This is a genomic window from Kushneria sp. EE4 (assembly GCF_977968315.1).
In genome coordinates, this window is sequence record NZ_OZ386212.1 from 75,954 (window position 1) to 98,844 (window position 22,891).

21 protein-coding genes and 1 riboswitch are annotated in these 22,891 nt (G+C 61.1%); of the genes, 18 read left to right on the forward strand and 3 right to left on the reverse strand.

From position 1 onward, the window contains the following. The first annotated feature begins 102 nt into the window (after nt 1–102). The 8 genes from ACXMYO_RS00410 to ACXMYO_RS00445 all read left to right on the forward strand — a co-directional run bounded on the left by ACXMYO_RS00410 (nt 103) and on the right by ACXMYO_RS00445 (nt 9,519). Nucleotides 103–1,005: an ABC transporter permease subunit gene (locus ACXMYO_RS00410; RefSeq protein WP_438766034.1), complete on the forward strand. Its 903-nt coding sequence runs from the start codon at nt 103–105 to the stop codon at nt 1,003–1,005. Further along, nucleotides 1,002–1,856 carry a carbohydrate ABC transporter permease gene (locus ACXMYO_RS00415; protein ID WP_457807454.1) on the forward strand — a complete coding sequence of 285 codons (855 nt, stop codon included), beginning with the start codon at nt 1,002–1,004 and terminating at the stop codon, nt 1,854–1,856. The genes ACXMYO_RS00410 and ACXMYO_RS00415 overlap by 4 nt, the downstream gene beginning before the upstream one ends. Nucleotides 1,857–1,913: 57 nt before the next feature. Continuing rightward, nucleotides 1,914–3,068, forward strand: a complete 1,155-nt coding sequence (locus tag ACXMYO_RS00420; protein ID WP_438766037.1) for a sn-glycerol-3-phosphate ABC transporter ATP-binding protein UgpC — start codon at nt 1,914–1,916, stop codon at nt 3,066–3,068. A 45-nt stretch (nt 3,069–3,113) separates the two neighbouring features. After that, complete coding sequence (locus ACXMYO_RS00425; RefSeq protein ID WP_457807455.1) at nt 3,114–4,583, forward strand: mannitol dehydrogenase family protein; 1,470 nt, start codon at nt 3,114–3,116, stop codon at nt 4,581–4,583. A gap of 37 nt (nt 4,584–4,620) precedes the next feature. Next, nucleotides 4,621–6,123, forward strand: a complete 1,503-nt coding sequence (gene xylB / locus ACXMYO_RS00430; protein WP_457807456.1) for a xylulokinase — start codon at nt 4,621–4,623, stop codon at nt 6,121–6,123. A 100-nt stretch (nt 6,124–6,223) separates the two neighbouring features. Continuing rightward, nucleotides 6,224–7,183, forward strand: coding sequence for a transaldolase (gene tal, locus ACXMYO_RS00435; RefSeq protein ID WP_457807457.1), 960 nt, complete (start codon nt 6,224–6,226; stop codon nt 7,181–7,183). 98 nt (nt 7,184–7,281) lie between these two features. Further along, nucleotides 7,282–7,950, forward strand: coding sequence for a nucleoside/nucleotide kinase family protein (locus tag ACXMYO_RS00440; RefSeq protein ID WP_457807458.1), 669 nt, complete (start codon nt 7,282–7,284; stop codon nt 7,948–7,950). 171 nt (nt 7,951–8,121) lie between these two features. After that, nucleotides 8,122–9,519, forward strand: coding sequence for a sugar porter family MFS transporter (locus tag ACXMYO_RS00445; protein ID WP_457807459.1), 1,398 nt, complete (start codon nt 8,122–8,124; stop codon nt 9,517–9,519). Between the two features lie 89 nt (nt 9,520–9,608). Here the strand turns inward: ACXMYO_RS00445 and ACXMYO_RS00450 are convergent, their stop codons facing one another. The 3 genes from ACXMYO_RS00450 to ACXMYO_RS00460 form a co-directional block, all read right to left on the reverse strand. Then, the gene (locus ACXMYO_RS00450; RefSeq protein ID WP_438766045.1) at nt 9,609–11,300 is read right to left on the reverse strand and encodes an oxaloacetate-decarboxylating malate dehydrogenase; all 1,692 of its coding nucleotides are present in this window, start codon (nt 11,298–11,300) and stop codon (nt 9,609–9,611) included. A 161-nt stretch (nt 11,301–11,461) separates the two neighbouring features. Further along, nucleotides 11,462–12,817, reverse strand: coding sequence for a YdgA family protein (locus tag ACXMYO_RS00455; RefSeq protein WP_457807460.1), 1,356 nt, complete (start codon nt 12,815–12,817; stop codon nt 11,462–11,464). Nucleotides 12,818–12,871: 54 nt separating this feature from the next. Beyond that, nucleotides 12,872–13,753, reverse strand: coding sequence for a CvfB family protein (locus ACXMYO_RS00460; RefSeq protein ID WP_457807461.1), 882 nt, complete (start codon nt 13,751–13,753; stop codon nt 12,872–12,874). 82 nt (nt 13,754–13,835) lie between these two features. Next, nucleotides 13,836–13,923: riboswitch (Fluoride riboswitch) on the forward strand. A gap of 86 nt (nt 13,924–14,009) precedes the next feature. On the opposite strand from ACXMYO_RS00460, the gene crcB reads away from it, so the two are divergent. From crcB to ACXMYO_RS00510, 10 genes are all read left to right on the forward strand, one after another. After that, the gene (gene crcB / locus ACXMYO_RS00465) at nt 14,010–14,399 is read left to right on the forward strand and encodes a fluoride efflux transporter CrcB (RefSeq protein WP_438766049.1); all 390 of its coding nucleotides are present in this window, start codon (nt 14,010–14,012) and stop codon (nt 14,397–14,399) included. Between the two features lie 152 nt (nt 14,400–14,551). Then, nucleotides 14,552–15,586 carry a phosphate ABC transporter substrate-binding protein PstS gene (gene pstS / locus ACXMYO_RS00470; protein WP_438766050.1) on the forward strand — a complete coding sequence of 345 codons (1,035 nt, stop codon included), beginning with the start codon at nt 14,552–14,554 and terminating at the stop codon, nt 15,584–15,586. A 91-nt stretch (nt 15,587–15,677) separates the two neighbouring features. Next, complete coding sequence (gene pstC, locus ACXMYO_RS00475; RefSeq protein WP_438766051.1) at nt 15,678–16,640, forward strand: phosphate ABC transporter permease subunit PstC; 963 nt, start codon at nt 15,678–15,680, stop codon at nt 16,638–16,640. Between the two features lie 11 nt (nt 16,641–16,651). Continuing rightward, the gene (pstA, locus tag ACXMYO_RS00480; RefSeq protein ID WP_438766052.1) at nt 16,652–17,494 is read left to right on the forward strand and encodes a phosphate ABC transporter permease PstA; all 843 of its coding nucleotides are present in this window, start codon (nt 16,652–16,654) and stop codon (nt 17,492–17,494) included. Nucleotides 17,495–17,542: 48 nt separating this feature from the next. Further along, nucleotides 17,543–18,349 carry a phosphate ABC transporter ATP-binding protein PstB gene (gene pstB / locus ACXMYO_RS00485; RefSeq protein WP_457809452.1) on the forward strand — a complete coding sequence of 269 codons (807 nt, stop codon included), beginning with the start codon at nt 17,543–17,545 and terminating at the stop codon, nt 18,347–18,349. A 236-nt stretch (nt 18,350–18,585) separates the two neighbouring features. Continuing rightward, nucleotides 18,586–20,253, forward strand: a complete 1,668-nt coding sequence (locus ACXMYO_RS00490) for a BCCT family transporter (protein WP_457807462.1) — start codon at nt 18,586–18,588, stop codon at nt 20,251–20,253. Nucleotides 20,254–20,504: 251 nt separating this feature from the next. Further along, on the forward strand, nt 20,505–21,215 hold the full coding sequence (locus tag ACXMYO_RS00495) for an extensin-like domain-containing protein (protein ID WP_438766056.1): 711 nt from the start codon (nt 20,505–20,507) through the stop codon (nt 21,213–21,215). A 238-nt stretch (nt 21,216–21,453) separates the two neighbouring features. Further along, nucleotides 21,454–21,867, forward strand: coding sequence for a VOC family protein (locus ACXMYO_RS00500; RefSeq protein WP_457807463.1), 414 nt, complete (start codon nt 21,454–21,456; stop codon nt 21,865–21,867). After that, nucleotides 21,864–22,121, forward strand: a complete 258-nt coding sequence (locus tag ACXMYO_RS00505) for a DUF3253 domain-containing protein (protein ID WP_457807464.1) — start codon at nt 21,864–21,866, stop codon at nt 22,119–22,121. The genes ACXMYO_RS00500 and ACXMYO_RS00505 overlap by 4 nt, the downstream gene beginning before the upstream one ends. A 69-nt stretch (nt 22,122–22,190) precedes the next feature. Continuing rightward, entirely contained in the window at nt 22,191–22,844 is a 654-nt protein-coding gene (locus tag ACXMYO_RS00510; RefSeq protein WP_457807465.1) for a glutathione S-transferase family protein, read from the forward strand. The last annotated feature ends 47 nt before the right edge of the window (nt 22,845–22,891 follow it).

Here is a 22,891-nt window from a genome sequence, read left to right on the forward strand (position 1 = left end):
GACGAATCAACGGTCATTGACCGTCGGTAACCAGTGCGACCACGCGGGGCTCTCCCGCGTGGTCACCTTCGCTGATGACTTCTGCCCTGTGAGGCCCGTGACATGAGTGCTCCCCCCACGAACGCGTCACCCAGGCGACGTGCGCCGACCAAGCGGCTGATGGCGCCATCCGTGCTGTTTCTGCTGGTCTGGATGATTGTCCCGCTGGCGATGACGCTGTACTACTCGTTTCAGGACTACAACCTGATGATGCCGGATATGCGCGGCTTCGCCGGGTTTTTAAGCTATGAACTGCTCTTTACCGACCCCGTGTTTTGGGATGCGCTGATCAATACATTGCTGCTGGTGGCGACCTGCCTGCTGGTGACGGTGGTCGCGGGGCTGGCGCTGGCGCTGTTGTTCAATCGCACCTTTGTGGGGCGTGGTATCGCGCGAACGCTGGCCATCTCGCCATTTTTTGTCATGCCGGTCGTCACCGGTCTGATCTGGAAATACATGCTGCTGGACCCGGTCTACGGGCTTTTTTCCTGGGTGATGCGCTCGGTGGGCCTTGAGCCGGTGCAGTGGCTGTCAAGCTATCCCCTGTTGTCGGTGGTGATGATGATCAGCTGGGAGTGGACGCCCTTTGCGCTGCTGATTCTGCTGACCGGACTGCAGTCGCTGCCGGAGGATCAGCTCGAGGCCGTGCGCCTGGACGGTGCCAATCGCTGGCAGGAGTTTCGCCACATCGTGCTGCCGCATCTGGGGCAGGTGCTCTATGTGGTGATCATGCTGGAGAGCATCTTCTTTCTGACCTCCTTTGCCGAGATCTATGCCACCACCAGCGGCGGCCCCGGCACGGCGACCACCAACCTGCCGTATTACATCTATTTGAGTGCCTTTTTCCAGTATGACATCGGGCTCTCCTCGGCGGCGGCCGTAGGGGCCGTCATTCTGGCCAACATCTTCGCCATATTCCTGATCCGGTTCGTGGCCGGTAACCTCAACGCGGGGAGCCAACGATGACGACCTCCAGGATTGATCAAACGCCCGGGCGCAAAAGCGGCGCCGGCGGCACGGCGCTGACGCTTTTGGCCTGGCTGGTCGGTATCACGATGTTTTTCCCCATCCTCTGGGTGGTGTTGACGGCGCTCAAGACCGAGCAGACCGCCTTCAGCATGACGCCGACCTTCATCTTTTCACCCACGCTGGACAGCTTTCGCAGTGCGCTGGCCCAGGGCAGCGGCTACTGGCACTACGCGCTGAACTCGGTGATCACCGCGCTGGGCTCGACGCTGGTGGGGCTGGCACTCGCCATTCCGGCGGCGTATGCCATGGCGTTTTACCCGTCAAAGCGGACCGACTTCACGCTGGTGTGGATGGTGTCGACCAAGTTCATCCCGGCGGTGGGCGTGCTGATCCCGGTCTTTCTGGTCTATCGCTCGCTGGGACTGCTGGATACCCGGCTGGGCCTGACGATGCTGTTTACCTCGATGAACCTGCCCATCATGGTGTGGATGGTGTACTCGTATTTTCGCGATATCCCGGTGGATATCGTCGAGGCGGCCAGCATTGATGGTGCCAGTACGGCGCAGACCATGTTTCGCGTGATTCTGCCGCTGGCGCTGCCGGGGCTGGCCTCGACGGGGCTTCTGGCGCTGATTCTGGCCTGGAACGAATCGTTCTGGAGTCTGACCATGACCGATTACCACGCCGCCACGCTTGCCGTGTACACGGCCTCGTTCAAAAGCGGTGAAGGGCTTTTCTGGGCACGACTGTCGGCCGCCTCGGTGCTGACCATTGCCCCCATCGTGGTACTGGGCTGGTTTGCCCAGCGCCAGATGGTACGCGGACTGACCTTTGGCGCCGTCAAATAGGCGCAGTGACTCGATCTGCGCAGCCGGATGGCTGTGCCTGAAAAAGGAAGAGCTTTCATGGCGATTGTAGAACTCAAGGGTGTGGCCAAGCGCTACGACAGCGTGCCGGGCAAGAAGGGCGGTGAGCACGCCAATGCGGTCGAGGATTTCAACCTGACCACAAGGGATGGCGAATTCGTGGTGCTGGTCGGGCCGTCGGGCTGCGGCAAGTCCACCACCATGCGCATGATCGCAGGGCTTGAGCACAATACCGCCGGCGAAATACGCATCAACGGTCAGGACGTCAGCGCCGTCGAGCCGCGTGACCGTGACATTGCCATGGTGTTCCAGAGCTACGCGCTTTACCCGCACATGAGCGTCTATCACAACATGGCCTTCGCACTCGAGCTCAAGAAAACGCCGAAGGACGAGGTTAAAAAACGCGTGCAGGAAGCGGCCAGAATCCTGGATATCGAGCATCTGCTGGATCGCAAGCCGCGAGCGCTCTCTGGTGGGCAGCGCCAGCGCGTGGCGCTGGGCCGAGCGCTGGTGCGTCAGCCGCAGGTCTTTTTGATGGATGAGCCGCTGTCCAACCTGGATGCGCGGCTGCGCGTCGAAATGCGCGCCGAAATCACGCGGCTGCACCGGCGGCTGGGCGTGACCACGTTTTACGTGACCCATGATCAGACCGAGGCCATGACCATGGGTCAGCGCATCGTGGTCATGCGTGATGGCCGAATTCAACAGGTGGACACGCCCTATAATCTCTACGAGCGGCCGGTCAATCGCTTCGTGGCGGGCTTTATCGGCACGCCGTCGATGAACTTCCTGCAGGCCGATTACCAGGGCGATACACTCCGGGGCGAGGGCTTTTCATGCCCGCTGGGGTCGCGTCAGCAGGCGGCACTGGGCGATGCCGGCCAGCGTCCGCGATGCTGGCTGGGGATTCGCCCCGAGCATCTGCATCAGGTCGAGGCCGCCAGCGGCAGCGGCCGGCTGGAAGGCGTGATCGAGGTCATCGAGCCGCTGGGGCCGGTCACCATGGCCCAGGTCCGGGTGGCCGAGACGCTTATCACGGCGCAGTTGGCAGCGCATCTCGATGTAGAGATCGGTGACACACTGGCACTGGCCTTTGATCCGGATCATGTCCATCTTTTTGATATCGACAGTGACGAGGCACTGGGGCTTGAGGCGGTCGCCACCGCGGCATCGTCTCAGGCAATGGCGCAATGACAGTACCGGGCCGCTCAAGCGGTCGACAACACGGGGAGTGAGGACATGACAGCGCTGAAGGCAGACAATCTCGATCAGCTGGGCGAGGCGGTGGCACGGCCTCGCTACAACCGTGACGATGTCAGCGTCGGCATCTTCCACTTCGGTGTCGGCGGCTTTCATCGCGCCCATCAGGCCATGTATCTCGATGAGCTGATGAATGAGGGCAAGGCACTGGATTTCGGCATCTGTGGGGTGGGTGTGATGCCCGGCGATCGCCGCATGCAGGAGGTGCTCAAGGCGCAGGACGGCCTCTACACCCTGGTGCTCAAGCATCCCGATGGGCAGTGGAAACCGCGGATGATCGGCTCGATCGTCGACTATCTCTACGCCCCGGATGACCCGGAAATGCTGATCGAGCGCCTGGCCGCCGAGACGACCCGCATTGTATCGCTGACCGTGACCGAAGGCGGCTACAACTTCCATCATGTCACCGGCGAGTTCAATTTCGACAACCCCGACGTGCGACATGACCTGGACGCCGATGCCACGCCGAAGACCTTCTTTGGTCTGATCGTCGAGGCGCTGGCGCGCCGACGTGAGAAGGGGCTGACACCCTTTACGATCATGTCGTGCGACAACATCCAGGGCAACGGCGATGTGGCAAAAGAGTCCTTTGTGGCCTTTGCCCGGCGTCGTGACCCCGAGCTGGGTGACTGGATCGAACAAGAGGTGCACTTTCCCAACTCGATGGTGGATCGCATCACGCCGGTCACCACCGACGAGGACCGCGCCGAGATCAAAAAGCGCTTTGGCATCGAGGATGGCTGGCCGGTGGTGTGCGAGCCCTTCACCCAGTGGGTGCTGGAGGATCATTTCAACATGGGCCGCCCGGCCTATGACGAGGTCGGCGTGCAGGTGGTTGATGACGTCATGCCCTATGAGCTGATGAAGCTGCGCCTTTTGAACGCCAGCCATCAGGCGCTGACCTATTTCGGCTATCTCGACGGCTACCGCTATGCCCACGAGGTCTGTCAGGACGAGCTGTATGCCGACTTTTTGCTCAACTACATGGTCGAGGAGGGCACGCCGACGCTCTCGCCCGTACCCGGGGTCGATCTCGACGACTATCGTCGTACCCTGATCGAGCGCTTTGCCAATCCCGAGATACGCGACACGCTGGCCAGACTCTGCGCTGAAAGCTCCGATCGCATTCCTAAGTGGCTGTTGCCGGTCATCCGCGAGCAGCTTGAGCGTGACGGCGAAATCAAGCGCTCGGCGGCCGTGGTGGCGAGCTGGGCCCGCTACGCCGAAGGCGCGGATGAACAGGGCGAGCCGATCGAGATCGTGGACCGCATGAAGGAGGAACTTCACGAGATCGCCCAGCACAATCGCGATAACCCGCTGGCCTTTATCGAAAACCGGGAAGTCTTCGGTGATCTGGTCGACAACGAGCGCTTTGTCGAGGCCTACACCGAAGCACTGGCGCGTCTGCACCGACAGGGCGCCCGGGCCACGGTAGAGTCGGTGCGTTAACGCACTGGCACGACAGCATTCTCGAAAGGAAGAGCCCATGTATATCGGCGTGGACTGCGGGACACAAAGTACCAAGGTGGTGGTGCTGGATGCGCAAAACGGCGTCATCATCGGCGAGGGGCAGCAGGCACACGAGCTGATCAGTCGTGAAAGCGGTCGCCGCGAGCAAAACCCCGAGTGGTGGATCAAGGCGTTTGAAGCGGCGTTTCAGCAGGCCATTGAGGCCGCCGGCATCGATGCCGGTGCGATTCGCGGCATCGGTATTTCCGGGCAGCAGCACGGCATGGTGGCCCTTGATGATCAGGGCGTACCGGTCTATCCGGGCAAGCTCTGGAACGATACCGAATCCTTTGCAGAAAATGCCGAGTACATCGAGGCGCTCGGCGGTGAGAAGGGCTGTCTGGACGCACTGGGGGTCGTGCCCCAGACCGGCTACACCGCCTCCAAGGTGATGTGGTTGCGCCGCCATCATCGCGACGCCTATGAGCGCATCGCCCATATTCTGCTGCCGCACGACTATCTCAATTTCTATCTCACCGGTGAGTACACGGCCGAATACGGTGACGCCTCGGGAACCGGCTGGTTTGATACTCGAAAACGCTGCTGGCATCTCGAAGCCTTTTCACACGTGGCGCCCGAGCTTGACCCGGAGCGCGTACTGCCGCGGCTGATCGAGCCGCATCAGCCGGCCGGCACCGTGCGCCGTGAGGTCGCACACCGCCTGGGTCTGGGCAGTAGCGTGATCGTCTCGGCCGGCGGCGGCGACAACATGATGGGGGCGATCGGCACCGGCAATATCCAGGCCGGTGCGGTCACCATGAGTCTGGGTACCTCAGGCACCATCTATGCCAGCGCCAGCCAGCCGGCGATTACCGATAACGGGCTGGTGGCGAATTTCTGCGCCAGTCACGGCGGCTGGCTGCCGCTGATCTGCACCATGAACGTGACCTCGGCCACCAGTCAGCTCGGTCGCGTGCTGGGCCATGACGTCAGATCCTTTAATGATGCCGTAGCGCGCGCGCCCATCGGCGCCGAGGGTGTTCGGGTGCTGCCGTTTTTCAACGGCGAACGTGTGCCGATGCTGCCGGAGGCGACCGGCAGCTTTATGGGGCTTTCGGCCCACAACTTTTCGGCAGACAACCTCTGTCGAGCGGTCATGGAAGGGGCCAGCTTCGGGCTGCGCTATGGGCTGGATCTGCTGGCGGCGTTCGATATCCGCCCCGATCAGCTGCGTCTGGTCGGCGGCGGCGCCAACAGCGGCGTCTGGCGACAGATGATTGCCGATATCATGAACGTGGAACTGGTCTGTCCGGTGGTTCGGGAAGCAGCCGCGCTGGGCGGTGCGCTGCAGGCACAGTGGTGCGATGAATACATGCAGGGGCGCAAGACGGCACTGAGTGATATCTGCCGTCATGCGGTTGATATTGACCGATCAACCCTCACATCTCCTGACAGGGATAACGTATCGCGCTATGCAGATGTCTATGCAGACTATGTCGAAATGCTAAAAAATCGCTATCCTGAAGCTCTGACACGGTAGAATTTTCGTCGCAGACGGTCACGAGCCGTCCCTGCATGAATATCGCGGTCAGTCGATGTCTTGTCCTCGGCTGGCCCCAATCGATTCGATGGAGTGATACATGGCAACTCAGCTTGAGTCCCTCAAGGCGATTTCCAAGGTCGTCGCCGATACCGGTGATCTGGAAGCGATCAAGAAATATCAGCCCCATGACTCCACTACCAATCCGTCGCTGCTGCTCAAGGCCTTCGATCTGGAGGGCTATCAGGAGCTGATCGACAAAACGCTTGCCGAGGTCAAAAAAGAGACCGAAGGCCAGAGCCGTGAAGAACGCCTCGAGCACGCCGTGGACCGCCTGTCCGTGGTCGTGGGCACCGAGATCACCAAGCTGGTGCCGGGCCTTGTCTCCACTGAGGTGGCGTCCAAGCTGTCGTTTGACCGCGAAGGCAGCGTCGAGAAGGCACGCAAGCTGGTTGATCTCTACAAAAAGGTCGGCGTGGATCGCGACCGCATCCTGATCAAGCTCGCCTCTACCTGGGAAGGCATTCGCGCCGCCGAGCAGCTTCAAAGCGAAGGCATCAACTGCAACCTCACACTCTTGTTCAGCGATGCGCAAGCGCGCGCCTGCTTTGAAGCCGGTGTGTTTCTGATCTCGCCCTTCGTGGGCCGTGTCACCGACTGGTACAAAAAGCGTGACGGCGTTGAAAGCTACAGCCCCGATGAAGACCCGGGCGTGAAGTTCGTGCGCGGCGTGTGCGATTACGCCAGCAACTATGGCTACGACACCGTGGTCATGGGTGCGAGTTTCCGTAATACCGATCAGGTGCTGGCACTGGCCGGCTGCAATCGCCTGACCATTTCGCCCGATCTGCTCGAAGAGCTGGCCAACACCGAAGGCGAGGCCGAACGCAAGGTGACCGATACCGGCGCCGGCGACAAGAAGGTCGAGAAAATGACCGAAGCCGAGTTCCGCTGGCAGCACAATCAGGATCCCATGGCCAACGAAAAGCTGGCTGAAGGCATCAGCAAGTTTGCCGACGATCAGGAAAAGCTGGAAGGTCTGATCGAAAAGCGTCTGTAAATAGCGCGCCTTTCGTTAAAGGGCCGGCCCCCGCGGGGGCCGGCCCTTTTTGTGTGGTGCAGGGTTTTAAAAGTGCTGACAAGGGTGTTGAAGAAAAGATGTCGTCTGAAAACGATATTGATGGTCTTTTGATCGATGAGGCAGTGGTTGCAGCGGCCCGGGCGCTGACTGCTGGTCGTTCCCGGGCACTGCTGGGGCTGGTGGGCGCGCCGGGGGCCGGCAAGTCCAGCGTCAGCGAGGCATTGATGCACCATCTGGGTGAGCAGATGCAGGTGGTACCGATGGATGGCTATCATCTCTCCAATCGCGAGCTGGCTCGTCTGGGCCGCGCCGAGCGCAAGGGCGCGCCGGATACCTTTGATGGGGACGGCTACGTCTCGCTACTGGCGCGGCTGCGTACGCCCAAAGAGGGCGAGACGGTCTATGCCCCCGGCTTTTATCGCGAGATCGAAGAGCCCATCGCGGCAAGCATCGCCGTCTCACCGCAGACGCCGCTGGTGGTGACCGAGGGCAACTATCTGCTGATGAACGACACGCCCTGGGATCGCGTCAGGTCACTGCTCGATGAAGTCTGGTATGTCGAGGTCGACACCGAGCTGCGCGAGCAGTGGCTGGTCGAGCGCCACATGCGCTTTGGGCGCAGTGAGCCTGAGGCCCGTGCCTGGGTAGCCAGCACCGACCGCCCCAACGCCGAGCGTATCGAGGCGACGCGGACGCGGGCGGATCGTCTCATCGGCTGGGACGGCGGGCGTATCCGGTTTTTATAGCGGCCTACATGAAGTGACACGATGTCACCATTTGCCTGCAGCATGACGGGCGGTGGAGGCTTCCATCAGCATGACTTCAGGTTACAATTCTACTCAGGCTCTGATGCTCGAACATCAGGGCATTTTTTTGCGTATTGCGCTGACACGATTCAGCCAGCTTCAGGAGGGTTCATGACGCATCATGCAGGACACGCCCCCAAGGGGCCTCGGGGCAGAACCCTGGTGGCACTGGTCTCCATCATTGCCGCGCTGGGCGGGCTGCTGTTCGGCTACGACACCGGCATTATCGGTGTCGCTCTGCTGGGGCTGGCACGCGATTTTGCGCTTGATGACACGCTCAAGCAGATCGTGACCGGCGCCATCATTCTCGGCGCGCTGGTGGGCTGTCTGGGCACCGGGCCCATCTCCGATCGTATCGGGCGGCGCTGGTCGATTGCGCTGGTCGGGCTGGTGTTCACGCTCGGGTCGATCCTGTCGGCGGCGGCGCCCAGCGTGGGCGTGCTGATTCTGGCGCGCTTTATTCTGGGCCTGTCTGCCGGCAGCGCCACGCAGATCATTCCGGTCTATATCGCCGAGGTCACACCACCGGCACACCGCGGCAAGCTGGTGGTGATGTTTCAGTTCATGGTGGTCTTTGGCATCCTGGTGGCCTATCTCACCGGCTACGCGCTGGGCCATCAGTGGCGCTGGATGTTTGCGCTCGGCATCATTCCCTCGGTCGTTTTGATGATCGGCATGCTGCTGTTGCCGGAAAGCCCGCGCTGGCTGCTGGGCAAAAACCGTGAGCAGGAGGCGCTGGGCATTCTGGAGCGCGTGCGCGGCGACAGACAGGGCGCACAGCAGGAGCTTGACGAGATCAAGGAGATCTCGGCGCAGCCGGAAGGGCAATGGAAGGATCTTTTCAGCCCGTGGGTGCGTCCGGCCCTGATTGCGGGTTTTGGCATCGCGATGTTTTCCCAGATCACCGGCAACAATGCCCTGATCTACTATGCCCCCACCATCCTGAGTGACGCAGGCTTTGGCGACAGCGCCTCGGTGCTGGCGGCCGTGGGCGGGGCGGTGCTGATCAATCTGGCCACCGTGCTGGGTATCTTTCTGGTTGACCGCATCGGTCGCAAGCGCTTTCTGCTGTGGATGGTGCCGGGTTCGGCCGTCGCGCTGATCGTCATGGGCGCGCTTTTTATCGGCGGCTCACCGGAAAGCACCGCGGCGCAGTGGACTCTGGTAGCGTGTCTGGCCATCTACATGGCGCTCAACTCAAGTTTTGGCGTCTGCCTGTGGCTGATCAATGCCGAGGTCTATCCGCTGTTTGTACGCGGCAAAGGGGCAAGTGTCGGGGCCTTCAGCCACTGGATATTTAATCTCTTGATGACGCTGACCACGCTGTCGCTGATCGGCGCGCTGGGTACCTCGGGCACCTTCTGGCTCTACGCGCTGATTACCATTGCGGCTTTGGTGTTCATCGTGCGCTACGTGCCGGAAACGAAGGGGCGCTCGCTCGAGGAGATCGAGGCGGATCTGCGCAATGGCACCTTCTTCCCGGCCAAACGCAAGAAGGCCGCAAAGTGAAGGGCAGTGCGGCACGGCCATGAGTCATGGCCGGGCTGGATAAAAAAGGGCGCCTTCGGGCGCCCTTTTTGCGGTCGGCATGCATCGGCCTAGTAAGAGGCGCGACGATACTGACGATAGCGCGGGCGCCAGAAGTTGGCGTCGATCGCCTGGCGAATGGTGTCGTCATCGGTTTCCAGTGCCACGCCGTCCTGCTGGGCACGCCGGGCCACGGCGATGGCGATCTTGCGGCTTACTTCCTGGATGTCCGACAGCGGTGGCAAAACGGCGCCCTTGCCTTCAATCGCCACCGGTGAGCAGTCCGCCAGTGCTCTGGAGGCGGCCATCAGCATGCCATCAGTGATGCGTGAGGCTTTTGCGGTGATGGCGCCCAGCCCGACACCCGGGAAGATATAGGAGTTGTTGCACTGGGCGATGGGAATCTTGCGATCGCCCAGACTGACCGGCTGGAAGGGGCTGCCGGTGGAGACCAGCGCTTCACCGTTGGTCCACTCGAGAATCTCGCGGGGCGTGGCCTCGATGCGAGAAGTCGGGTTGGACAGCGGCATGACCAGCGGCTCGCGGCAGTGCTCGTGCATGGTTCTGATGACGTTTTCGGTAAAGAGACCGCGCTGGCCGGAGACACCGATCAGGATGGTGGGTTTGGCATTGCGCACCACATCGATCAGCGCCAGGTCGCCGCTTCCGGTATCCCAGTCGCTGATGTCGGCGCGCTTTTGCACCAGTCGGCGCTGGAAGTTGACCAGGTTGCTCATGTCATCGGTCAAAAGGCCGTAGCGGTCGATCATGAAGATGCGCTGGCGCGCCTCGGCCTCACTGATTCCCTCTTCCTGCATGGCCAGCACGATATGTTCGGCGATGCCGCAGCCGGCCGAGCCGGCGCCGACGAAGGCCACGCGCTGTTCGGAGAGCTTTTCACCCTTGGCCTTGCAGGCCGAAAAAAGCGTGCCCAGCGCCACGGAGGCGGTGCCCTGGATGTCATCGTTGAAGCAGCAGATCTCGTCGCGATAGCGCTCCAGCAGCGGCATGGCGTTAGCCTGGGCGAAATCCTCGAACTGGATAATGGCGTTGGGCCAGCGGCGCTTGATGCCCTGAATGCACTGATCGACGAACTCGTAGTAGGCCTCGCCGGTCACGCGCTCGTGGCGCCAGCCCATGTACATGGGGTCGTCGAGCAGGTCCTGATTGTTGGTGCCGACATCCAGCACGATCGGCATGGTGTAGGCCGGGCTGATGCCGCCGCAGGCAGTGTAGAGCGAGAGCTTGCCGATCGGGATGCCCATCCCGCCGATGCCCTGATCGCCCAGCCCCAGAATGCGTTCGCTGTCGGTGATCACCACCACCTTGACGTTGTCCTTGGTGGCGCTGTGCAGGATGTCGGTGATGTAGTCGCGGTGATCATAGGAGATGAAAATGCCGCGGTGAGAGCGATAGATCTGCGAAAACGACTGGCACGCCTCGCCGACGGTGGGCGTATAGATGATCGGCAGCATCTCTTCGAGATGGTCTTCCAGCAGGCGAAAGAACAGCGTTTCGTTGCTGTCCTGAATCGAGCGCAGATAGATGTGACGATCCAGGTCGCTGGACTGCTGTTCGTACTGCTGATAGGCGCGCTCGGCCTGCTCCTCGATGGTTTCGATGTTCTGCGGCAAAAGACCCAGCAGGTTGAACTGGATGCGCTCTTCAAGCGAAAAGGCACTGTCCTTGTTGAGCAGCGGCGTTTCGAGCAGGGTGGGCCCCGAGTGCACGATATAAAGCGGGCGAGAAGGATTCTGGGACATCGTCATGACTCGCTGTAGACAGAAAGTGAAGGGATGCCCCGGCAGACACTGCGCAGGGCATCGGTTGGGTCATTCACCGCCGGCGGCGTTCCCACTATAGCCATCTCCCGGAACGCGACACAGCGCGACCATGGCCTGACGCTCGCGTCAGGCCGAATGGATCAGCCGTTCAGTGACATCAAAAGCAGTGGCAGCATCATGTAGAGCTCGGGATGGGACTCGCCGTTGACGCGAAGGTCCCGGCTGTCCATCCGGACATCCACACGGTAGCGCTCGCCGTCGCGGACCAGCAGCCCCTCCTGTTCGAGCCCGTCAAGCAGCGACGCCGGCCGGGCGTTCGGGTCGGACAGCGTGACCAGACGCTCAAGCAGCGTACGATCCGAGGCCATATCCAGCGTCAGGGCCGCACGAGCCAGTGCTGACGTGATGGGGGAGCGCTCGGTGCCATCGCCCGGTTCGAGGTTGATGGCCAGTTTGCCTTCCAGCGACCCGCGCGGTGTGTCCAGACCGGCCACCGTGGTTTCAAGCGTCGGCGTGCCCTGAAGAACCGCCATCAGATACTGGGTCATCATCTGCTGCACCTGGTTTGAGATCTGATCCTCGTCCAGGGAGTCGTCCAGATTGGACAGGCCGATCAGCAGGTGACGCGTGGCATCGCGGGGCAGCCCCTTGAGCACCAGGGTCTGGGTGGCATTGTTGATGACCAGCGGCTCGGTCAGTGACGGGTCCTGCAGCAGCATGTTGCTGAGCTGCCAGGAGCCGGTCATCGACAGGCCGTCATCGTCGTTGTCCTGCAGCTGACCCTGGCCATCCAGACCCAGCTTCAGGGCCACGCCCTCGGTGTCATCCTGAAAGTTGAGCTGACCCAGCGTGGTTCTAAAGCGGCCATCCCAGAAATGGTCCATGTTGGGCCACTCGGGGCCGCCGGCGCCGCTGCCTTCCATGCTGAGCGACCGGACGGCCAGGGTGGCGTCCTCGCTGTGGAAATCCAGCGACGGGATCGACAGGCGAGAGGCGGTGCGATCACCATCAAGGCGGTAGTGACCGTCCATGCCGCCCCAGGCCAGCCGCGCGCCCGGCACTTCGGGCACGTCGGTGTCGTCAAAGGCCGGCGATTGCCAGTCGATGTTGATGTCGTTGCCAAAGCCCACGGTGGTTGTGGCCTCAAGCGGAGGCTGATCGCCGAAATAGTGCGCCACGACGCGTTCGTGCTCGCCGAAATCGGGGGTGCTGTCGATGTGTGCCCAGCCAAATCCCCAGGGGCCGTGGGTAATATGGTGATGGATGTCGACCGGCCAGGCGCCGTCTTCGGTCTCGATCACGGCACGGGTCACGGCCTCGGACGTGCGCCAGCCCCGGTCGTACCGGGTCACTTCCATGGGAACGCTGGTAGAGACCTGCTCGACGCCCTGGCGAAACTCCTGCTCGATCCGCTTGCCGGTATACCAGGGCGCTGCAGCGCCTGCCACCACAATGATGACGGCTGCGGTACCGATGATGCCCGTTGTCTTGCGCATGAAAATTCCTGAACGTTCGTGTGATGTTGTTGAAATGTCAGCGTTCGGGGCCGGTCATCTGTCCACCCGGCGTATGCCATCGGCATCGATGGTGATCAGGCCCTGCTTGTAGAGCCCACCGATGGCCTTTTTGAAGTTGCCCTTGCTCACGCCGAAGGTGCGCTGGATCAGGGCCGGGTCGCTCCTGTCGCTGATGGCAAGCGTCCCGCCGGCCTTTTGCAGCCGCTCGAGAATCTGTTCGGCCAGCGGTTCTGCCAGCACTTCGCGACGGGGCTGCAGGCTCAGATCGATCTTGCCATCGTCACGTATCCGGTGAATGTAGCCCTTGACCCGGGTGCCCGTGCGCAGTGGTCGAATCGCTTCGCTTTTGTGCAAAAGCCCCCAGTGGCGATGGTTGATGATGGCATTGAAGCCCAGATCGGTCGGGCCGGTAATGATCAGGTCGACTTCTTCATCGCGGGCGTAGTCGGCCGGTACCTGATCCAGGTAGCGATCGAGTCGCATCGAGGCGGTGATGCGCCGGGTTCGATCATCGAGATAGGCGATGACCACGCAGCGATCGCCCTGACGCAGCGGCCGGCTGGTACGCTCTTCAAAATGCGGCAGCAGCAGGTCCTTGGGCAGTCCCCAGTTCAAAAAGATGCCGACCGGTGTGCGCTCGGCCACTTCCAGGGCGGCAAATTCGCCGACCTGGATCTTGGGGCGCTCGGTGGTGGCAATCGGGCGGTCTTCACTGTCGAGATAGAGAAATACCCGCATCGAGTCGCCGGGCTCGGTGGCCGTGCCCCGCGGTATCTGGCGCGTCGGCAGGAGAATATCGCCCAGCGCACCGCCATCGAGAAACAGCCCGATGGAGGACGTTCTGAGGATTTCAAGCGTATTGAAACGGCCCATTGCCGGCATGGTCACGCCCCGTGAACAGGATAAAAATGCCATGTTAACGCAAACGTATCGACAGCGGGCAGGGGAAGGGCGGTCGCAGGGCATGACTTGTCATGGGCAGGGGGGAGTGCAATGCTTTTTATCCGGAGATGGCATGCCTCCCGAAGCGCCCGCTTCAAACCATCACGTCCTGTTGCGACGTGGTTGATGATGCCTGCAGCGCACCCTGCCCGGGGTGCGAGCGCAGGCGCGTGTCGACATGGCGTTGTCGACCGCTGCCTCGACATTATCGAGATTCGAGGAGTGCCGCATGTGGTTTTCCATTCTTGCCATCGGTCTTGGCGCTGCGCTGGGTGCCAACCTGCGCTGGGCGCTGTCGCTGGCGCTCAATGCGCTGTTTCCCCCTTTGCCGCCCGGCACGCTGGTGGCCAATCTGCTGGGAGGCTGGCTGATCGGGGTGGCCTTTGCGCTGTTTAACCTTCTGCCGGAGCTGAGTCCGCACTGGAAGTTGTTTGTCGTGACCGGCTTTCTGGGCGCGTTGACGACCTTTTCGACCTTTTCACTGGAAATAACGGGGCAGCTGCAGGCCGGACGCTATCTGAGCGCATTTGCGGGTATCAGCGCCCATCTTGTGGGATCGCTTGTGATGACAGCGCTGGGAATGGCCTGCGTGGCGCTTGTGCAGCAGTGGCTGCGGTAGCGGTATGGACGATATATGACAGTGCTGCAATAAAACTGACATATTTGATTGCTAACCTGGCGTCGCATTGAGCAGCCGCGCTTTGATCGAGGCGGCATGATTACCATCAGGACGCTCGTTGCGTCCTGGCGCAAGGGAACGGAGCAATTCTGATGATCAAGCAAGTCGCTGCAGCCTTCATCGCTACCTCGCTGGCGGCCACCGCCTCGGCCGCTACCATCACCGGCGCCGGTGCGACCTTTCCCTACCCGGTCTATTCGCAGTGGGCCGATGGCTATCAGGATGAGACCGGCAACGGCCTCAACTATCAGGCCATCGGCTCCGGCGGCGGTATTCAGCAGATCACGGCCAGCACGGTCACCTTCGGGGCCAGTGACGCGCCGATGACGCCGGAAGAGCTTGAAGAGAACAATCTGGTCCAGTGGCCGCAGATCATGGGCGGTGTGGTACCGGTCGTGAACGTGCAGGGTGTCGACAACGGCGCGCTGCGTCTGGACGGACAGACACTGGCCGATATCTACCAGGGCAAGATCACGACCTGGAACGATGATGCCATTTCACAGCTCAATCCCGATGTCGATCTGCCCGATACGCAGATTACGCCGGTCTATCGCGCCGAGGGCTCCGGCACCAACTTTTTGTTCACGCACTATCTGGCCCAGGTCAGCGAAGAGTTCAAAAATGAGATCGGTGAAGGCAAGTCGGTGGCCTGGCCTGCCGGTGTCGGTGCCAAGGCCAATGCCGGCGTGGCAAGCCAGGTCAACGGCATCAACGGCGCCATCGGTTACGTGGAATCGGCCTACGCCGAGCAAAACGATCTGAACGTGGCGCAGATGGAAAATCAGGCCGGCAACTTTGTGACCGCCGACAGCGACTCCTTCCAGGCCGCGGCCGCCAATGCCGACTGGGAAAATGCCGAGGGCATGTACCTGGTGCTGACCAATCAGCCGGGCGATGAGAGCTGGCCGATCGTGGGGGCGTCGTTCATCCTCATGCACACCGAGGTCAAGGATGCCCAGGCCGCTCGTGATGCGCTCGCCTTCTTTGACTGGTCGTATGAAAACGGCGGCGACATGGCCACCGAGCTGGACTACATCCCGATGCCGGAGAACGTGGTCAGCATGATCAAGCAGGACGTCTGGTCGCAGATCAAGGACAGCAGCGGCAACGCCGTATGGCAGCAGTAACCCCTGCTGATTCGATGTTCGGGCCGGGGCCATGTGCCCCGGCCCTTGTCCACCTGACGAACCCACGACTGTTTATGCACAGGTATGATCCATGACGACCGGCAGCAGCGCCACACCACAGGCCGCAGAGGGCAATCGGATGCAGAAGCTGTCGGCAAGTGCCAACGAACGTGCCGCGCTCAGGCGCAATGGCATTGTGGACCGGATTTTCGAACTCACGACCCGGGGCTCGGCACTGGTGGTGCTGCTGCTGCTGGGCACCATTACCGGGTCGCTGGTGCTGGCGGGCTGGCCGGCCCTGTCGGAGCTGGGGCTTTCCTTTTTTACCGATGATCGCTGGGCGGCCAACGTCAACCGCTTCGGTGCACTGCCGGCCATCTACGGCACACTGGTCACCTCCCTGATTGCCATTGCCATCGCCATTCCGGTCTCGCTGGGCATTGCGATCTTTCTTACCGAAATCTGTCCGCCAAAGCTGCGCCGCACCATCGGCACCATGATCGAGCTGCTGGCGGGTGTGCCCTCCATCATTTACGGCATGTGGGGCATGGAAGTACTGGCGCCGTTTCTGCAGTCCCATTTCCCGACGGTATTCCCGGCCGGTACCGGACTGACGACCGCCGGGCTGATTCTGGCGATCATGATCATTCCCTTTATCACCGCCGTGACCCGCGATGTCATGAACACCGTGCCGCCGATCATGCGCGAGTCCGCCTACGGGCTGGGCTGTACCACCTGGGAGGTCGTACGTCACGTGATCTTCCCGTCGGTGAAGGCGGGAATACTGGGGGGCGTGATTCTCGGACTGGGTCGGGCACTGGGCGAAACCATGGCGGTGACCTTTGTGATCGGCAATAACCTGTTTTTGAACGCCACCGTCACCGGCCAGGGCACCTCGATTGCCGCCCTGATCGCCAATCAGTTTTCCGAGGCCGATGGCCTGCAGCGCTCGGCGCTTTTGCTGCTGGGACTTGTTCTGTTTCTGATTACCTTTGCGGTGCTGGCGCTGGCCCGCTTCATGCTTAATCGCATGAATCAACGGACACCGTCATGAAGGAGGCTGCCATGAATCCTGTCTATCGTCGCCGGCGGATGGTCAATCGCACCATCATGACGGCCTCCCTGTTGGCCTCGGCCTTCGGGGTCATCTGGCTGTTTCTGATCCTTTTGACGCTGGTCACCAAGGGTCTGCCGGCCCTGTCACTTGACGTGTTTACCGAGCGTACCCGCATGTCCGGCGGGGGGCTGGGCAATGCCATTCTGGGCTCGCTGATCATGACCGCGCTGGCCACGGTCGGGGGCACCATCATCGGCATTGCCGCCGGGACCTGGCTTGCCGAATATGGTGGACGCTCGCGGCTGGCCAATCTCATCCGCTTTATCAACGATGTGCTGCTCTCGGCGCCGTCAATCATCATCGGTTTGTATATCTACGCGGTCGTGGTATTGCCGATGGGGCACTTTTCGGGCTGGGCCGGGGTGGCCGCGCTCATGGTCATCATCATTCCGGTCGTGATTCGCTCGACCGAGGACATGCTGCTTTTGGTGCCCAACTCGCTGCGTGAAGCGGCAGCGGCGCTGGGGGCGCATCGCTGGCTGATCGTGCTCAGGGTCTGCTACAGCGGTGCCCGGGCGGGGATCACGACCGGTGTCCTGCTCGGGTGCGCGCGCATCAGCGGCGAGACGGCGCCGCTGCTCTTTACGGCGCTCAATACCAATCAGTGGAATTTTTTCAACATGGGCAACGAGATGCCCAACCTGCCGATGGTGCTTTACCAGAACATGACCATCAATTCGTTTATCCCCGATCTGGTGGCGCTTGCGTGGACGGGGGCACTGATACTGACCGCTGCGGTGCTGATTCTTAACATTCTGGCGCGCGTGAGTGCGGCGCGGTCGCAGAAGTAGGCATCAAGGGGCTTTTATTTCATGAACATGCGATCAGAGAATTTCACCATGGCGCCGAGGCAGACATCCAGAAACGCAACCGGCAGCACCCATGACGATGTCACCGCCAAGCTGTCGGTTCAGGACCTGAACTTTTACTACGGTAATTTTCAGGCCATCAAGGATGTGTCGATGGAGATTCCGGCCAACCAGGTAACGGCCTATATCGGCCCTTCCGGCTGCGGCAAGTCAACGCTTCTGCGCTGCTTCAACCGCATGCATGATCTCTATCCGGGTCTGAAAACCGAAGGCGGCATCCTGCTGGACGGTCACGATATTCATGCCTCCGGCGTGGACATCAATCTGCTGCGCGCCCGCATCGGCATGGTGTTTCAAAAGCCGACGCCGTTTCCGATGTCGGTTTATGACAACATCGCCTTCGGCGTGAAGCTCTACGAGCGTCTGTCGCGGCGCGACATGGACGAGCGTGTGGAGTGGGCGCTGAAAAAGGCAGCCCTGTGGAACGAGGTCAAGGACAAGCTCAAGACCAACGGACAGTCGCTGTCCGGCGGGCAGCAGCAGCGTCTATGTATTGCCCGTACCATTGCGGTCAAACCCGAGGTTATTTTGCTTGATGAGCCCACCTCGGCGCTGGATCCGATCTCGACCGGCTACATCGAGGATCTGATCCACGAATTGAAGGCGGACTACACGATCGTGATCGTCACGCACAACATGCAGCAGGCGGCGCGCGTGTCCGACATTACGGCGTTCATGTATCTGGGCGAGCTGATCGAGTGCGGGCAGACCGATCAGATATTTACCGACCCGGAGAAGAAGCAGACCGAGGACTATATAACGGGACGTTATGGATAGAGGCCGCTATTGCTGCCAGGATGTAATCGTCCTGCGGCGCAAGATAGACAAGGGGACACGGCTGTGTCCCCTTTTTTGTGCGCATCAAAACAGGCTGCAGGCAGTGCCGACAGGCGCCTTTCGACGGGCACGCTGATGCAACGACCGTCGGCTTCGGACATTTATGTGCATTGATCATAATGTTCTTGAACTAGTCTTTAATGACAATCCAACAATGACAGGGGATCGACGCACTCATGGCTATTGCTCCCAGACAGCGTGTCTTTGTCGCGTCCACGATGATCATCGTGGTGCTTGTGGCAATCGGTGCCATCTTTCCTGACCGGTTCAGTGCCGGCGCCAGTGCCGCCCTGACCGGGGTGACGCATCTTTTCGGATGGTTTTATCTGTTTTCGGTCTTCGGGTTCGTCATCTTTTTGCTGGTACTGGCCTTTAGCAAGTACGGCAAGATTCGTCTCGGCCCTCAGGAAAGCAAGCCGTCCTACGACTTCTTTTCCTGGATCAGCATGCTGCTGGCCGCCGGCTTCGGGGTAGGGCTGGTGTTTTACGGCATGGCCGAGCCGATGACCCATTTCATGAACACGCCCTTTAACGACATGGAAGGCGGCACGCCGGAAGCGGCGCGCTACGCCATCCAGTACTCGTTTTTCAACTGGGGCGTTCACCAGTGGGCCGCGTTTTCGGTGGTGGGTCTGATTATCGCCTACACCCAGTTTCGCAAGGGGCAGACCGGGCTGGTCTCAACGGTCATGTCGCCGCTGACGGCAAAGCTTGGCAAGGGACGCGTCTTTGCCGGCGGGCTTCTCAATACCTTTGCGGTCGTGGCGACCGTGATGGGTGTGGCGACCTCCATTGGCCTGGCGGTGCTGCAGATCAACGGTGGTCTGCATGCCGTTTTTGGCGTGGCCGAAGGGTTCATGTGGCAGGCCATTATTTTGTGCGCCATGTTCGTGTGCTACATGATGTCCACGGTCTCCGGGCTCGACAAGGGCATCAAGCGGTTGTCGAATCTGAACATGGTGCTGTGTCTGGGCCTGATGTTCTATGTGCTGGTAACCGGTCCGACGGTAGCCATTCTGGAAACCATTACGGTCGGCATGGGCGATTATCTGCAGAACTTTCTGGGCATGAGCCTGCGCATCAATCCCTTTACCGACAACGACTGGATCAGCAGCTGGACCGTGTTCTACTGGGCCTGGGTCATCGCCTGGTCACCGTTTGTCGGCACTTTTGTGGCGCGTGTCTCCCGCGGGCGTACCATCAAGGAGTATGTGTTCGGGGTGTTGATCGTGCCGCCGCTGCTGGCCTGTCTCTGGATCGGCGTTTTCGGCGGGGCCGCGCTGCACATGGATCTCTATCAGGATGCGGGTCTGGCCCAGGCGACCAGCGACAACATCACCTCGGCGCTTTTCGTGATGTTTGATCAGATGCCGTTTTCCTTCCCGCTGTCGATCGTGGCCATGATCCTGATCTTTATCTTTCTGGTGACCTCGGCGGATTCGGCGGCCTATATCGTGGGTCAGATGACCGACAAGGGCTCGCTCAACCCGCCGCTCTACAAGCGGGTGACCTGGGGGGTGCTGATTGCCGCGATCTGTCTGATCCTGATCTCGGCCGGTGGCGAAAGCGGTCTCAGCGGGCTGCAGTCGGCGGCTGTGGTCTCGGCGCTGCCGTTTACGCTGATCATCTATGGCATGGTCTATGTGCTGCTCAAGGAGCTGCGCGCCGATCGCAAGCAGATGCTGCTCAATCTCTATCGCCAGCACGGCGAGACGCCGGTCGGGGCGGATGCCTTCGAGGCCGACGAGATGTCTGATACCCACGATCGTCTTCGCCGGGTACCGGACGTCAAGAATCGCCGGATCAATCGGGGTCGCGGTACCGGGCAGATCGAGTCGGAGTAAACGCTGGCCCGTTGCCTTGATAGCGTCAGGCCGGGCTTCAGGCCCGGCTTGATTACATCTGACTATTTCGATGATCTGCAATGATGATTAGTCTGTTAACGGGCCATCCCTTAATCTTGATGACGATTCGAGCCGCCAGACTCGAATCGATTGCCTTCTGCCTCTTTGAGACAGGAGGCATTGCAACACCCCCTTCCATCCCGCATGTTCGCCATGCGGGATTTTTTTCGCTTTAGTGACCCGGAGGGGACGTGCGCTACGTCGTATTGATCATCCTGTTGATACCGGTGGTGGTAGCCGCAGGCCTCTGGCAGCAGTGGCCGGGCAGCGAGCGCGTGCCATCAAAATACAATCCCTTTGCACCGTTTAACGTGGATGATCCGTTAAACCCGATTACGCGTTTCAAGCTCAAGGCGCTCGATCAGGACCCGCAGCGCTGCCTGGCGGCGCTGGCCCGGGCGCGCGAGCAGGGGGCCATCGATTATGTCGAAGTGGGCAGCCCCGAGATCGGGGCGTGTCAGCTCGATCATGCCGTACGGGTGCGTTCCACCTCCGTGCAGTTCAGTGCCAGCTTTCTGGCCAGCTGCCCGCTGGCACTTTCCTGGGTCGTGTTTGAACGACAGCGCCTTCACCCGGTGGCGCGCGAGGTCTTCGGTCAGGACGTTGCCCGGGTAGATCACGTGGGCAGCTTCGCCTGTCGCAACGTCTACCACCGTGACAGCGGTCGACGCAGTGAACATGCCACGGCCGAGGCGTTCGATGTGACCGGGTTTCGCATGGAGGATGGTACCCGGGCAACGGTGGCCGGTCACTGGCAGGACGAAGGGCCGCGGGGCCAGCTTTTGAGGCGCGCCTTCGAGGGCAGCTGTGACATCTTCGGCAACTCGCTGGGGCCTGAATACAACGCGGCCCATCGCGATCATTTTCATCTCGGAATGCGGGGTTATGGGCTCTGCCGATAGGCATGCCATCCAGGCGGGTCGTACGCATCGTCACAAAAAGGCTGGTGTGACTGCCCTGAAGGCTGACTATGGTAGGAGAACATCGGCTGCGAAAGCTTACTCCCCGCCAACCATTTCGAGGAGCTCTGCTGCATGATCATTGCCCGTCGGCCAGCAAGTCCGTGTTGTCCTTTTTCGTGTCGTCCTTCAGCGCTGCCTTTCAGCGTCCCGGCCATTTGCAGGGGAGACGTCTAGCGCCATGTTTACCCATATTCAGCTTGGTGCGCGTGACCTGCCGCGTCTGGCCGCCTTTTATGACCATGTGCTGGAACCGCTCGGACTGGTCCGCCTTTTTGAGGAGCGTGATGGCGGGCCGCCCGATGCCATCTGGCATTACCCGGGCAGACACTGGCCACTGTTTGTCATTCAGTATCCCTTCAACGGCCTGCCGGCCACCTGGGGCAACGGGGCTCAGGTCAGTTTCATGTCGCCGTGCCGGCAAAGTGTTGATGATGTCTGGCATCGGGTCATGGCCTGCGGTGGGGGCAGTGAAGGGCCGCCGGGCGTGCGCGACTGCTACGGACCGGATTTTTACGCCGCCTACTGTCGCGATATCGAGGGCAACAAGCTCTGTTTTGTGCATGCCGCCACGATGCAGGCGTTTTTCACATGAAAGAGGTGAGCGCAGCGGCCATTGCCGACACACTGATGGCGCTGGCCCATCACCGCGGACATGACAAGAGCTTTTGTCCGTCGGAGGTCGCCCGTGAGCTGTTTGACGAGGCGCACTGGCGCGATCACATGGACGATGTTCGCCGGGTGGCCGCCGAGCTTGCGCGACAGGGCCGACTGGAGATGCTGGCCCGCGGGGCGCGATTGTCGCCGGATGTGGCGCATCGTGGGCCGATACGTCTACGGTTGTGTTAAATCCTGCAAACGGTGTGTGTTCATGGGTGAACGCATGCCGGGCAGAGCAGACCTTCAGGGAGTGACCGCGTGAGCGATTTTGTTCTTTATGGTTTCGATGGCAGCACCTATGTGCGCACGGTGCGCATGCTCTTTCTGGAAAAGGGCGTGACCTACGACCAGGTGGCGGTCGATGTGCTCAAGGGCGAAACCCATACCCCCGAGCACCTGCGCCGTCATCCCTTTGGCAAGGTGCCGGCACTGGAAACCGGCGGGCGTATTTTGTACGAAACCGACGCTATCGCCGAGTTTCTGGAAGGGCATTTTCCGGCGCCGGCGCTGGTGCCGCGCCAGCTCGATGACCGGGTCGACATGCGCCAGTGGGCGGCGGTGATCAACAACTACTACTACCAGGCCATGATCATGGAGCTTGCATGGCAGCGCGTCATCAATCCGCTGCTGCAGCGCCCGGTAGACGAGACGGTGATTGCCGCGGCCCTGCCGAAGGTGCGCCACCAGTTTTCGCTGCTGGAGCAGTCACTGGCCACGCGCACCTGGCTGATCGCCGGCCCCGTCTCCTATGTGGATTTCCTGCTGGCCCCGATCATGGCCTATGTGGTCATGACGCCCGAAGGCCGCGAGATCATGGCCGATTTCCCGGGCGTGCAGCGCTGGTGGGACAACATCCAAAAGCGCGAAAGCTTTGAGCGCACCATCCCCGAGCGCTTTCGCCACATCGATTGAGCATGGTCCCGGGCGGCGCCGACCATCCCCTGCCATAACGGGCTGAC